General features: G+C 52.4%; 14 protein-coding genes. All 14 read left to right on the plus strand.

Annotated elements, in window-relative coordinates; translation table 11 throughout:
* Positions 1 to 11: 11 nt before the first annotated feature.
* The 14 genes from atpB (at position 12) to mreB (ending at position 12,560) form a co-directional block, all read left to right on the plus strand.
* A complete protein-coding gene (gene atpB, locus NSU18_RS22165; RefSeq protein WP_341016150.1) occupies positions 12 to 779 on the plus strand; it encodes a F0F1 ATP synthase subunit A in 768 nt (255 codons plus the stop codon).
* A 104-nt stretch (positions 780 to 883) separates the two neighbouring features.
* Positions 884 to 1,096, plus strand: coding sequence for a F0F1 ATP synthase subunit C (gene atpE / locus NSU18_RS22170; RefSeq protein WP_036699216.1), 213 nt, complete (start codon positions 884 to 886; stop codon positions 1,094 to 1,096).
* Positions 1,097 to 1,193: 97 nt separating this feature from the next.
* Positions 1,194 to 1,682: a F0F1 ATP synthase subunit B gene (gene atpF / locus NSU18_RS22175; RefSeq protein WP_209868445.1), complete on the plus strand. Its 489-nt coding sequence runs from the start codon at positions 1,194 to 1,196 to the stop codon at positions 1,680 to 1,682.
* Positions 1,679 to 2,230 carry a F0F1 ATP synthase subunit delta gene (locus NSU18_RS22180; protein WP_341016151.1) on the plus strand — a complete coding sequence of 184 codons (552 nt, stop codon included), beginning with the start codon at positions 1,679 to 1,681 and terminating at the stop codon, positions 2,228 to 2,230. Before atpF ends, NSU18_RS22180 begins: the two co-directional genes overlap by 4 nt.
* Positions 2,231 to 2,241: 11 nt before the next feature.
* On the plus strand, positions 2,242 to 3,753 hold the full coding sequence (gene atpA / locus NSU18_RS22185) for a F0F1 ATP synthase subunit alpha (protein WP_341016152.1): 1,512 nt from the start codon (positions 2,242 to 2,244) through the stop codon (positions 3,751 to 3,753).
* Positions 3,754 to 3,823: 70 nt separating this feature from the next.
* Entirely contained in the window at positions 3,824 to 4,693 is an 870-nt protein-coding gene (gene atpG / locus NSU18_RS22190; RefSeq protein WP_341016153.1) for an ATP synthase F1 subunit gamma, read from the plus strand.
* Between the two features lie 53 nt (positions 4,694 to 4,746).
* On the plus strand, positions 4,747 to 6,144 hold the full coding sequence (atpD, locus tag NSU18_RS22195) for a F0F1 ATP synthase subunit beta (RefSeq protein ID WP_341016155.1): 1,398 nt from the start codon (positions 4,747 to 4,749) through the stop codon (positions 6,142 to 6,144).
* A 63-nt stretch (positions 6,145 to 6,207) separates the two neighbouring features.
* Positions 6,208 to 6,624 carry a F0F1 ATP synthase subunit epsilon gene (locus NSU18_RS22200; RefSeq protein WP_036699230.1) on the plus strand — a complete coding sequence of 139 codons (417 nt, stop codon included), beginning with the start codon at positions 6,208 to 6,210 and terminating at the stop codon, positions 6,622 to 6,624.
* A gap of 242 nt (positions 6,625 to 6,866) precedes the next feature.
* Positions 6,867 to 7,124, plus strand: coding sequence for a DUF1146 family protein (locus NSU18_RS22205; protein ID WP_341016156.1), 258 nt, complete (start codon positions 6,867 to 6,869; stop codon positions 7,122 to 7,124).
* 197 nt (positions 7,125 to 7,321) lie between these two features.
* Positions 7,322 to 8,698 (plus strand): UDP-N-acetylglucosamine 1-carboxyvinyltransferase, encoded by a 1,377-nt coding sequence (gene murA / locus NSU18_RS22210; protein ID WP_036699206.1) that lies wholly within the window; start codon positions 7,322 to 7,324, stop codon positions 8,696 to 8,698.
* 175 nt (positions 8,699 to 8,873) lie between these two features.
* On the plus strand, positions 8,874 to 10,040 hold the full coding sequence (spoIID, locus tag NSU18_RS22215) for a stage II sporulation protein D (RefSeq protein ID WP_341150071.1): 1,167 nt from the start codon (positions 8,874 to 8,876) through the stop codon (positions 10,038 to 10,040).
* Positions 10,041 to 10,101: 61 nt separating this feature from the next.
* Positions 10,102 to 10,839, plus strand: a complete 738-nt coding sequence (locus tag NSU18_RS22220) for a M23 family metallopeptidase (RefSeq protein ID WP_341016162.1) — start codon at positions 10,102 to 10,104, stop codon at positions 10,837 to 10,839.
* A gap of 307 nt (positions 10,840 to 11,146) precedes the next feature.
* Positions 11,147 to 11,434 (plus strand): sporulation transcriptional regulator SpoIIID, encoded by a 288-nt coding sequence (spoIIID, locus tag NSU18_RS22225; RefSeq protein ID WP_019915029.1) that lies wholly within the window; start codon positions 11,147 to 11,149, stop codon positions 11,432 to 11,434.
* Between the two features lie 127 nt (positions 11,435 to 11,561).
* Positions 11,562 to 12,560, plus strand: coding sequence for a rod shape-determining protein MreB (gene mreB, locus NSU18_RS22230; protein ID WP_341016163.1), 999 nt, complete (start codon positions 11,562 to 11,564; stop codon positions 12,558 to 12,560).
* The last annotated feature ends 24 nt before the right edge of the window (positions 12,561 to 12,584 follow it).

Genomic DNA, 12,584 nt, shown 5'->3' on the forward strand with positions numbered 1-12,584 from the left:
GGGATGATACTATGCACGAAATGCCTTTAATCTATGTTGGCGGAATACCGATTGACCTGTCTGCTGTGCTGATGCTGGTAATCAGCTCGGTGATAGTGTTCGTACTGGTCATGCTCTCCGTCCGCAACCTGTCGGTTGAGAATCCGTCCAAGCTCCAGAATTTCATGGAATGGGTGGTTGAATTTGTACAGGGACTGATCAGCAGCGCGATGGATCTGAAGAAGGGAAAGCCTTACATATCACTGGGATTGACGCTGATACTGTTTATCTTCGTCTCCAATCTCCTTGGTCTGCCGTTTTCCGTTATTACAGAGGCCGATGGTCCGGTTACAGTCTTCGGACATGTTATCGAAGCCACTAAGAACCTGGCCGATGGCGCGCATGCTGAGATTCTGTGGTACAAATCGCCGACTGCAGACATCAACGTAACAGCAGGACTAGCGATCGTCGTATTCTTCCTGATGAACTATCTGGGCATCAAGCTGAACGGCAAGCATTATTTCAAACACTATATTGAGCCGTTTCCAATCTTCTTGCCGCTGAACATCATTGAGAATCTGGCGAAGCCAGTGGCGCTTGCCATTCGTCTATTCGCTAACATTTTTGCCGGCGAGGTTCTGATTACCGTTATTCTGAAGCTGGGACTGTTCAGTATTCCGTTTCTGGCCATCTGGCAAGGCTTCAGTATCTTTGTCGGGGCGCTTCAGGCCTTTATCTTTACGATTCTGACGATGGTCTACATCGCACAGATGACGATCCACGAGGAAGAAGCGCATTAATAAGCTGCCGTGAGGATAGCGGCAGGTGCCGGAAACCTTCGCGGGAGATTTTATATTATTAAGACATTACACAAAGAACCGAAATTAAAGGAGGATATTTACAAATGGAATTTTTAGCAGCAGCAATCGCGGTTGGTTTGGGCGCACTCGGCGCAGGTCTGGGTAACGGTATGATCGTCAGCAAGACGGTGGAATCTATCGCCCGTCAGCCGGAAGCACGTAACGCACTGCAGACAACAATGTTTATCGGTGTAGGTATCGTGGAAGTTATTCCTTTGGCCGCTACAGTTATCGCGTTCCTGATCATGTTTACTTAATAAACCGTTTTTACGGTTTGGCGGGGAGGGCAAGTGCCATCCGCGCCTTACTTTTGTATATGTCCGCAAGCCGCGGTAACGGAAGGGAGTGACCTCAGTGAATATCGTTTGGACCAATATAGTATTTTCCATTGTTGCCTTTGGAGTTCTGTACTTCCTGCTCAGCAAGTTTGCCTTCAGCAAGCTGTTCGGAATTATGGAGAAGCGCCGCGAAATGGTGCTGCAGCAAATGGATGAAGCAGCCAAGACCAGAGAGCAGGCGGTCGCTTATGTAGAAGAGCAGAAGCAGGCCCTGCAGCAGGCGCGCCAAGAGGCACAGGCTATCATTCAGCAGTCCCAGGCTACCAGCAACAACCAGGTTGACAAGATTCTCGAGCAGGCCCATGTGGAAGCGAGCCGTCTGAAAGACGAAGCGGTACGCGACATTGAGAACGAGAAGAACAAAGCGGTTGAAGCGCTGCGCAGCGAGCTGGGTACAGCCTCGGTCCGCATTGCCTCGAAGCTGCTTGAGAAGGAAGTTGCAGCTGACGGCGAGCAGGAACAGCTTGTTGATCAATACCTCAAAGAGGTAGGAGGCCGATCATGAGCCGCGATACGGTAGTTGCCGGGCGCTATGCCAAAGCCTTGTACAGTGCAGCAGTGGATGAAGGCATTACGCTTCAAGTGGAAGAACAGCTCAAATTAGTCGTCGAAGTGCTTCATAATGATGCAGAGGTGAAACGGTTTATCCTGGCACCCCGTATCTCGCAATCCGACAAGCTGAATGTGCTGCGCGGGACACTTCAAGGTAAAGTCTCGGAAGCGGTCATGAACACGGTAGAGCTATTGGTAGAGCGGGGCAGAACCGATATTTTCGCAGAGCTGCTGGCTAAGTATATCAAGATTGAAGGGGATGCCCTTGGCATTGGCTACGCTACTGTCTATTCCGCTTATTCCCTGAACCAGGCAGAACAGGACAGTGTTGCGGCTGAATTCAGCCAGCTTACTGGCCGTAAGATTCGTGTAACCAATGTTGTCGATACAAGCCTGCTCGGCGGACTGAAGGTCGTAATCGGCGATACGCTGTATGACGGAAGTCTGGCCGGTAAGCTTACGCGTCTTGAGAAATCCTTTAATGATAAGCAAAGAAGATAGGGGTGAGGATATTGGGCATCAGACCTGAAGAGATCAGCACTTTGATCAAAAGTCAAATTGAGCAATATAAAGCCGATATCGAAGTGGCCGAAATTGGCACCGTCATTCAAGTCGGCGACGGTATCGCCCGTGTCTACGGTCTGGAAAACGCAATGGCAGGGGAACTGCTGGAGTTCTCCAACGGAGTAGTGGGCATGGCGCTTAACCTGGAAGAAAGCAACGTCGGTGTTGTTATTCTGGGTGAATACAAAGAGATCCGCGAAGGCGACCAGGTTAAACGTACCGGCCAGATTATGCAGGTTCCGGTTGGCGAAGCCATGCTGGGCCGCGTAGTCAATGCACTGGGCCAGCCGCTTGACGGCAAAGGACCGATTGCTACTACTGAATTCCGTCCGGTTGAACATAACGCACCGGGGGTTATCGACCGTAAATCGGTACACGAACCAATGCAGACGGGTCTCAAGGCAATCGATGCCATGGTGCCAATCGGCCGCGGACAACGCGAGCTGATCATTGGTGACCGTCAGACAGGTAAGACCGCAATCGCAATTGATGCGATTATCAACCAGAAGGGCAACGGGATGAAGTGTATCTATGTTGCTATCGGACAAAAACAATCTACTGTAGCACAGGTAGTAGAAACCCTCCGCCGTCATGGCGCGCTGGATTACACTATCGTTGTAACCGCGTCGGCTTCCGAGCCTTCTCCGCTGCTCTATATTGCTCCGTACGCAGGCTGCGCTATGGGCGAATACTTCATGTATAAGGGCGAGCATGTACTAGTCATTTATGATGACCTGTCCAAGCAGGCTTCGGCTTACCGCGAATTGTCCCTGCTGCTCCGCCGTCCACCGGGCCGTGAAGCCTTCCCTGGTGACGTATTCTATCTGCACTCCCGTCTGCTGGAACGTGCGGCCAAGCTTAGCGATGCGCTTGGTGGTGGTTCATTAACCGCCCTGCCATTCATCGAAACACAGGCTTCTGACGTATCGGCTTACATTCCAACGAACGTAATTTCGATTACAGACGGCCAAATCTTCCTTGAATCCGATTTGTTCAACTCCGGACAGCGTCCGGCGATCAACGTTGGTATCTCTGTATCCCGTGTAGGGGGCTCCGCACAGATCAAAGCTATGAAGAAGGTCGCCGGTTCCCTGCGTCTGGATCTGGCTCAATACCGCGAGCTTCAAGCCTTCTCCCAGTTCGGCTCCGATCTGGACAAATCAACGCAGGCCCGTCTGAACCGCGGTGCGCGTATGATGGAGATTCTGAAGCAGGGTGTGAACCAGCCGCTCAGCGTTGAGCATCAAGTGCTTAGTCTGTACACCGCTGTCAAAGGGCATCTGGATGATATTCCTGTCAAGGACGTTAAGCGTTTCGAGAAGGAATTCCTGGCCTTTATCGACAGCAGTGCAACTGAAATCCTGAAATCCGTCTCGGATACCAAGGATCTGACAGCTGACAACGAAGCAGCACTCAAGGATGCCATCGAGAAATTCAAAAGAGGCTTTGCTACAAGCTAATCTATAGAGATTACCGTTTATGCTTACGAAGTTAGCTTTGGCTACGCCAAAGCTCTAAGGTGGTGAAATCATGGCAAGAAGCATGCGCGATATTAAACGTCAAATTAAGAGCGTTCAGAACACCAGACAGATCACCAAAGCGATGGAGATGGTCGCTGCGTCCAAGCTGCGCAAGGCGCAGGAGAAGGCAGAAGCAGCCCGTCCGTATTCAGAGAAGCTGAAAGAGGTCGTCTCTAGTATTGCTGCCGGTACGCAGGATCTCCAGCACCCGATGCTGGTCAGCCGGCCTGTCAAAAAAACAGGTTATTTGATCATCACCTCGGACAGAGGTCTTGCCGGCGGCTACAATGCGAACATTCTGCGTAAAGTAACGATGCTGATCGCAGAACGCCATAAGTCCAAGGATGAGTATGCGCTGTTTGTGATCGGGCGCAAAGGCCGTGACTTTTTGCGGCGCCGTGAATATCCCATTGTAGAAGAAATCACCGAGCTGTCCGATACCCCGAAATTTGCCGATATCAAGTCGATTGCCTATTCGGCGGTGAACCAGTTCGAGACAGGCGTCTATGATGAGATCTACATTTGCTACAACCGGTTCGTTAATGCGATCAGCCAGATTCCGACTGTAGACAGACTTCTGCCTATGGAAGGCGTCGGGGAGGGCGAGCATCACGGAGCATCTGCTGCTTATGAATACGAGCCTTCACCTGCAGGCGTACTGGAAGTTCTGCTTCCGAAATATGCCGAGACTTTAATCTACGGTGCTCTTCTGAACGGCAAGGCCAGTGAGCTGGGAGCTAAGATGACAGCCATGGGCAGTGCAACGAAGAACGCGTCAAAAATGATCGGAGAACTTAGACTTACGTACAACCGTGCCCGTCAGGCGGCCATTACGCAAGAAATTACCGAGATCGTGGCTGGTGCGAACGCGCAGTCTTAATATGAGTGGGCCTCAAGGTCCATATGTAACAGCTTTCGAGGAGGGAAATGAAGATGAACAAAGGACGCGTTGTGAGCATTATGGGTCCGGTTGTCGATATTGAATTTGAACGCGGCCAGCTGCCCGAGATATTCAACGCCATCAAAATTGTTGCGAGCCTCAGCGATGGCCGCAACATGGATCTGACTCTTGAAGTTTCCAATCATCTTGGAGATAACCTGGTGCGCTGTATTGCCATGTCCTCTACAGATGGACTGGTTCGCGGGATTGACGCTATTGACCAGGGAGCGCCGATCTCGGTTCCTGTTGGTGAAGCAACACTAGGCCGCGTATTTAACGTACTTGGTAACCCAATCGATAATGGCGCTGATGTAGTCGCAGCTAGAAACCCGATTCACCGTCTGGCTCCTACCTTTGATGAGTTGTCAACTCAGGCAGAGGTTCTGGAGACCGGAATTAAGGTTATCGACTTGCTGGCTCCTTATGCCAAGGGCGGTAAAATCGGCCTGTTCGGCGGTGCCGGCGTAGGTAAAACAGTAACCATCCAGGAATTGATCAACAACATCGCACAGGAGCACGGCGGGATCTCCGTATTTGCGGGCGTTGGCGAGCGGACACGTGAGGGGAATGACCTCTATCACGAAATGACCGACTCCGGTGTAATCAAGAAAACGGCGATGGTCTTCGGACAAATGAATGAGCCTCCGGGCGCGCGTCTGCGCGTAGCACTGACCGGTCTGACTATGGCGGAATATTTCCGTGATGTGGAAGGCCGCGATACGCTGCTCTTTATCGATAACATCTTCCGGTTCACCCAGGCGGGTTCCGAAGTATCGGCCCTGCTCGGCCGGATGCCATCTGCGGTAGGTTACCAGCCTACACTGGCTACAGAAATGGGTCAGCTGCAGGAGCGGATTACGTCCACGAAGAAAGGCTCTGTTACATCCATCCAGGCGATCTACGTACCTGCGGATGACTATACTGACCCTGCACCGGCTACGGCATTTGCCCACTTGGATGCAACGACCAACCTGGAGCGTAAAATCTCCGAAAAAGGGATTTTCCCTGCGGTTGACCCGCTTGCTTCCAGCTCGCGGATGCTGGCACCGGAAATCGTCGGCGAAGAGCACTATAACGTGGCACAGGGCGTTAAGCAGCTGCTGCAGCGTTATACCGAGCTTCAGGATATCATTGCCATCCTCGGTATGGATGAGCTGAGTGAAGAGGATAAGGTCATTGTGGCCCGCGCCCGTAAGGTTGAGCGCTTCCTGTCCCAGCCGTTCCACGTAGCAGAGCAGTTCACCGGCTTCAAAGGCAAATACGTGCCAATCAAAGAAACCGTACGCAGCTTCAAGGAAATCCTGGAAGGTAAGCATGATGATCTTCCGGAAGTAGCGTTCCTGTTCGTAGGTACGATTGAAGAAGCCGTGGAAAAAGCGAAAACGTTGTAACCCTAAGCATGCTTATGCTGGGGGATCGGGCTTTATTCTGTAAAGCTTTGAGGAGGAATGGAAGTGAATACCTTTTTGCTCGAAATAGTTACTCCGGAGCATCTGGTCTACTCCAAGCAAGTGAACAGTCTGACGGTACGCGGCGTGAATGGCGAACTGGGGATTCTCCCGGGACATATTCCGCTCGTCACCCCGCTTCAGGTTGCTCCGCTTAGCGTTAAGGCAGACGGCGTTACAGTCTCCATCGCTGTGCATGGCGGTTTCGTTGAAGTGCACAAAGATAAGGTAACGGTGCTGGCTGAAAGTGCTGAGCTGCCCCGGGATATTGATGTGGAGCGCGCTGAAGCGGCTAAGGAGCGGGCTGAGCGCCGTCTTAAGCTGCAAAGCAAGCAGGATGAGATCGATCACCGCCGTGCGGAGCTGGCATTACAGCGTGCTGTAACGCGCATCAAAGTTTCGACCGGAAAAGGACAACAGTAGCAGATAAGCGGTCAAGCCCTGGGCTTGACTGCTTTTTTTGAAAGAATTTATATGTGGGGAAGCTAAAGCCCACTTTGCGGGGGGATTTTGCTTAGCGAATCTACCAGATTATGAACATATCGTCATCAGATCTGCATATAAAGACCCATTTGTTTAAAATTTCGTAAAAGTACTGGATTCTTTTCCCCTGCACAAGTATGATATAAGAGTCGATTTCCGAGTACCTAACACAGGGGGCTAATATGAACACACGCTTATCCGCTGAGTTGTCGGGTGCGATCGGCACCAGCAATATGATATCGATGGTTATTTCCTTGATCTGCGTTGCATTATCCTGGTGGTCACTTCAGAACCTTAAGCTGGATTTGGTCATAAGATATCCTAAGAGCCCTCAGGGCAGACTGCTGCACCTGCTCTTGGCGATTGTCCTGGGTCATTTCGTAGCCGGGTTCCTGCTTGATTATCTGGGCTGGAGCGGACTTACCCTACGGATGTTTTAACGGCAGCAGCTTTGGTTATATCTGTATAGGCTGATGCAGTGAAAAAAGTGTCGAATAATAAGGTTTTATTATGTCAACACTGAAGTTAAGCAAGGAATCTGCACCTAAGACGCAATGACGGAATATTCAATATCTTAACAGACGAATTTTAACCTCAAAATTAATTTCAGAAATAATGGACGCGGAGGGAAACCGAAATGAGCAAATTTATCGTCCGCGGTGGCAACAGATTGACCGGGAGCGTGAAAGTTAGCGGCGCAAAAAATTCCGTACTACCGATCATAGCCGCCTCTCTATTGGCAGAAGAAGGAGTTAGCGTCATTGTGGACGCACCTCCGTTAGACGATGTAATGACGATTAACAAGGTATTGGAATCTCTGGGTGCAGGTATTACATACCAGAACGATGTGATTGAAGTAGATGCCACTAATATTACTTCCTGTGAAGCACCATACGAATGGGTACGCAAAATGAGGGCTTCTTTTCTGGTTATGGGCCCACTCCTGTCCCGCATGGGGCATACTCGTATTTCTCTGCCTGGCGGTTGTGCCATTGGAACTAGGCCAATTGACCAGCACCTGAAGGGTTTTGAAGCGCTTGGAGCCGAGATCAGTCTGGGCCAGGGCTACATCGATGCGAAAAGTAACGGAAGACTGCGCGGAGCCAAGATCTATCTGGATGTGGCCAGCGTAGGTGCGACCGAAAATATAATGATGGCTGCCGCGCTTGCTGAAGGCACCACAGTGATTGAGAATGCGGCTAAAGAGCCGGAGATTGTTGACCTTGCCAATTATCTGAACGGGATGGGCGGCATTGTACGCGGGGCCGGTACCGGAGTAATCCGGATTGAAGGCGTTGAGCGTATGCACGGCGTAAGACATCATGTCATTCCTGACCGGATCGAAGCTGGAACCTACATGGCAGCAGCGGCGATTACAGGCGGTGATGTATATGTTGAGGGAGCAATTGCCGACCATCTGGGTCCGGTGATTGCCAAGATGGAGGAAATGGGCGTTACGATTATCCCGGATGAGAACGGAGTCCGTGTCATCAGCGACAAGCCGCTGAAGGCTGTCGATCTCAAGACATTACCTTACCCGGGATTCCCGACAGATATGCAGTCACAGATGATGGCGCTGCTGCTCCGCTCGGAAGGAACCAGCGTAGTGACGGAGACCGTCTTCGAGAACCGGTTCATGCATGTGGATGAATTCCACAATATGAACGCGGAGATCAAGATTGAAGGCCGCTCTGCGATCGTGACGGGCAATGCCAGTCTGGTCGGCGCTAAGGTATGTGCTACGGACCTGCGTGCAGGGGCTGCGCTTATTTTGGCAGGACTTGTGGCGGAAGGCACTACAGAAGTTAGCGGAACGCATCACATTGATCGCGGGTATGTGCACCTGGCTGAGAAGCTGTCAGGACTTGGTGCGGACATATGGCGTATTTCCATGGAAGAATCGGCTGTTCCTGCCGCGAAGGAAGAAGCGCTTAAGCCTGAACCGGCCAGAAGCGAATCCTCCAAAGCCGAAGAGATCAGACCCCGCTTCCAGATTCAGCCGTCTTGGGTATAATAGTTATTCTTAAAAATATGAGGACCAGCCGCTTAGCGGCTGGTCCTTTTTTTGAAATAGATCTTATACGTACCGGGGGATTCCGCAACTCTCTTTCTCTCAAAATTCCGTTCTAGCAGGTGGCGCAAATTCATATCTATAAGAATCACCGGTGCTTACGGAAGGAGCCATAGAGATGAAAGAGTTAATCAAGCTGCGGCGCATCCTGAAGCGTCCGCGCAGCGCAGTGCGCGCGCGGCGGCGCGGCGCGCGCCCCCTGCGGCGACTGGCCCCCGCCGCCTGGCTGGCAGCGCCCCTGCTGGCGGCGCTGCTGCTGCCGCTGGCTGTTGTCCCGCAGCGCGGGGGACAACAGCCGCCGGCGCCCCCGGCCGTGCCGCAGGCCACGGCCGCTCCGGCGGCGCCGGCACCGGCTGCCGCAGAGGCGCCGCAGCCGGAGGTCTCCGTCTATTTGTCGCGGAGCGGACAAATCGAGACCCTGCCGCTGGAGGAATACGTCAGCGGCGTGCTGGCGGCCGAGATGCCGGCCGAATTTGAGCTCGAAGCGCTCAAAGCGCAGGCCGTAGCGGCCCGCACCTTCATTGCCCGCCGTCTGGCCGCCGGCGACCACAGCGGGGTACCCGTTCCCGAAGCGGATGTAAGCGATACGGTAAGCCATCAGGCTTACGTATCGAAGGCCGTGCTGGAACGGGATTGGGCGTCCGGCAGCAAGCGTGCCGGACTGGCGAAGATCCGCCGCGCGGCCTTAGAGACGCGCGGGACGATCATGACCTATCAGGGGCAGCCGATCACGGCTTCCTTCTTCGCTTCCAGCGGAGGGTATACTGAGAATTCCGAGGAGTACTGGAACGCTGCGGTTCCCTACCTGCGCAGTGTAGCCAGCCCGTGGGAGCTGCAGATCACTCCGAACCTGGCGGTAAGCTACACCTTCAGCAATTCTGAGCTGAGAAGCAAGCTGGGCCTTGGAACCAAGGACCTTCCGGTGTCAGCCGGTCTGGGAGCTTCGGGCAAGGCAACGCCAGTCTCCGCTCAATCCTCTGCCAGCTTGCCGGCGGAGGTACTGTCGCTTACCGCCGGCCACCGGATCAAACAGATCTCTATCGGAGGGAAGGTGTTTACCGGGCGGGAAGTGAGAGAGAAGCTGGGGCTGCGTTCGAGCCAGTTCACCTGGAAGCGCCAAGCGGGGAAGGTACAGATCACCACGTATGGTAACGGCCACGGTGTCGGCATGAGCCAGTGGGGTGCGAACGGAATGGCGAAGCAGGGGAAGACGGCCACACAGATTCTCAAACACTACTACAGCGGGGTCTCTTTTACCGGAATCTCAACTCTCCTGAAAAAATAATCTGCAAGATACGTATAAAAGCGAAGCGCCCGGTAACACTGGTTACTGAGGTGATAACCATATGAATGAACAAGACAAAATCAAATCAACCCATGATGAATCTCTCAAAAACAATCAGGGAGATTCAGGCGCCAAGCCTTCTTCATGGAGCAGACTGTTATCCAAACGCTGGGTATTCCCGGCAGTCTACACGGCGGCAGCGGCACTTATACTAACCTTGGTGTGGGTCTATCAGGATGCCGGCCAGAAGCCGCTGAATCCTGATAACGCCGCGGTAGTATCCCAAGGTGAGGCCGGCAGCAAAACCGGAGCCGCAAACGGTGATCCCGAAGCCCTGGAAGTTGTCGCATCAGCCGAAAGCCTGGCCTGGCCGGTAGCCAGCCCGAGTGAAGTGGAAGTGGTCAAACCGTACTATGATGAGAACGGCACGGAAGAGAATCACATTGCGGCGATGGTGCAGTACAATAATACCTTTGTCACCAATACCGGAATTGATATTGCCCGTGAGGATAACAAGACGTTTGATGTGAAGGCGGCGCTCAGCGGTGAAGTTACCAGAGTGGAAGATGTTGCTGTACTGGGGAAGGTCATTGAGATTACCTCACCCGGCGATTTGAAGACGGTCTATCAGAGTCTGGGTGAAACCAAAGTGAAGCAGGGCGACGAAGTGAAGCAAGGCGATACGCTGGCGACAGCGGGACGCAATGAGATGGAAAAGGGTCTTGGCAACCATGTGCACTTTGAGGTGCATGAGGACGGTAAGATTGTGAATCCTTCGGATCTGCTTCCACAGCGCTAAGCCGAATGAATAACAGGGGGCGGAAGCCTCCTGTTTTTTTTAAAGAGAATTTATATGTTTTGGGGTCCCCGCAAAGTACCTGAGTTATCATCTACGCTGAAGCCCCACTTTGTGGGGTTATTTTGCTTCTCCCCGAAATGGACAGTCCGGCAGGTTCTATTCTGGAAATGGGCAGTGAAATGCAGTGAATTGGGTTGTCCGACAAATAAAATGAGCCTTCCTAAGCTTGTCATGTCCTGAAAGCGCGAATATATAGGCCCGCCCCTCATATAATGTACCAAACTATTCACAGTTGGGAGGCGGGAGCGTGCACGATTACATCAAGGAACGTACCATTAAAATCGGACGCTGCATCGTGGAAACCAGGCACACGGTCCGGACCATAGCCAAGGAATTTGGCGTTTCAAAAAGCACGGTGCACAAAGATTTAACCGAACGGCTGCCGGAAATCAATCCGGATCTGGCTGATCAGGTGAAGCACATTCTCGAATATCACAAGTCCATCCGTCATCTTCGGGGGGGAGAAGCCACAAAAATTAAATATAAGAAAACCACAGGGAAGAAGCGCGAGGTTGCCGTAGCCTCAAAGCCATAAGATTTTCGGATTTTCACGCGATAATTCAGGTTTGGTCCATTGTACTCACCCCCTAAAGTATGGTATTTTTAAATTTGGTACAATCTTCTTTTCTCATTTAAAATAACACTTTGGGGGCTCTTTCATTATGCTTAGCAAGGATATCGGAATCGATCTCGGCACAGCCAACGTGCTCATTCATGTCAAGGGAAGGGGAGTCGTTCTGGATGAACCTTCCGTGGTCACACTTGAAAGTGATACGAAGCGGGTCCTTGCGGTTGGTGAACAGGCACGCCGGATGGTCGGGCGGACACCTGGAAATATAACGACGATTCGTCCGCTCCGTGACGGTGTAATCGCCGACTTTGCCATTACGGAAATGATGCTCAAATACTTTATTGACAGCGTTGGCGGCCGGACCTGGTATTCGCGGCCCCGTATTTTGATTTGTGCTCCCACCAATATTACATCTGTGGAAACGAAGTCCATCCGTGAGGCGGCAGAGCGCAGCGGGGCCAAAGAGGTTTTCATGGAGGAAGAGCCCAAAGCTGCAGCCATAGGCGCAGGAATGGACATTTATCAGCCTAGCGGAAATATGGTCGTCGATATTGGCGGCGGAACGACGGATGTAGCCGTATTGTCCATGGGCGACGTCGTTACCGCCTCTTCCATTAAGATTGCGGGGGACAAGTTCGACGATGCCATTTTAAAATATATCAAACAGAAATATAAGCTCCTGATCGGTGAACGTACAGCGGAGGATATCAAAGTGACCATCGGCTCGGTACGTCCGGGCGGCATGAAGTCAGAGATGGATATCCGCGGGCGTGATATGGTGAGCGGACTTCCCCAGACCCTTACTATTTCATCCGGTGAGGTGAAGGAAGCGCTGTGGGACCCGGTTTCTTCGATTGTGGCTGCGGCCAAGTCGGTGCTGGAGCGTACACCGCCAGAGCTGTCGGCAGATATTATTGACCGTGGAGTTGTGCTGACCGGCGGAGGCGCCCTGCTTAACGGACTGGACGAGCTGCTCTCTGAACAGCTGCATGTTCCGGTGTGGGTGGCTGAAGATCCGATGCACTGCGTAGTCAAGGGCACGGGAATTATGCTGGACCATTTGGACAAGGTGGTTAAGAAAAAGTTCTAGCCTGCCGATAATAAGGGAGAACAG

The organism is Paenibacillus sp. FSL H8-0048 (genome assembly GCF_038002825.1).
Classification (GTDB): Bacteria; Bacillota; Bacilli; order Paenibacillales; family Paenibacillaceae; genus Paenibacillus_AQ.

Coding starts and splice junctions, on each gene's coding strand:
- atpD (WP_341016155.1), top strand. CDS start 4,747: ATGAACAAAGGACGCGTTGTGAGCATTATGGGTCCGGTTGTCGATATT.
- murA (WP_036699206.1), top strand. CDS start 7,322: ATGAGCAAATTTATCGTCCGCGGTGGCAACAGATTGACCGGGAGCGTG.
- NSU18_RS22205 (WP_341016156.1), top strand. CDS start 6,867: ATGAACACACGCTTATCCGCTGAGTTGTCGGGTGCGATCGGCACCAGC.
- atpG (WP_341016153.1), top strand. CDS start 3,824: ATGGCAAGAAGCATGCGCGATATTAAACGTCAAATTAAGAGCGTTCAG.
- NSU18_RS22220 (WP_341016162.1), top strand. CDS start 10,102: ATGAATGAACAAGACAAAATCAAATCAACCCATGATGAATCTCTCAAA.
- mreB (WP_341016163.1), top strand. CDS start 11,562: ATGCTTAGCAAGGATATCGGAATCGATCTCGGCACAGCCAACGTGCTC.
- spoIID (WP_341150071.1), top strand. CDS start 8,874: ATGAAAGAGTTAATCAAGCTGCGGCGCATCCTGAAGCGTCCGCGCAGC.
- NSU18_RS22180 (WP_341016151.1), top strand. CDS start 1,679: ATGAGCCGCGATACGGTAGTTGCCGGGCGCTATGCCAAAGCCTTGTAC.
- atpB (WP_341016150.1), top strand. CDS start 12: ATGCACGAAATGCCTTTAATCTATGTTGGCGGAATACCGATTGACCTG.
- atpE (WP_036699216.1), top strand. CDS start 884: ATGGAATTTTTAGCAGCAGCAATCGCGGTTGGTTTGGGCGCACTCGGC.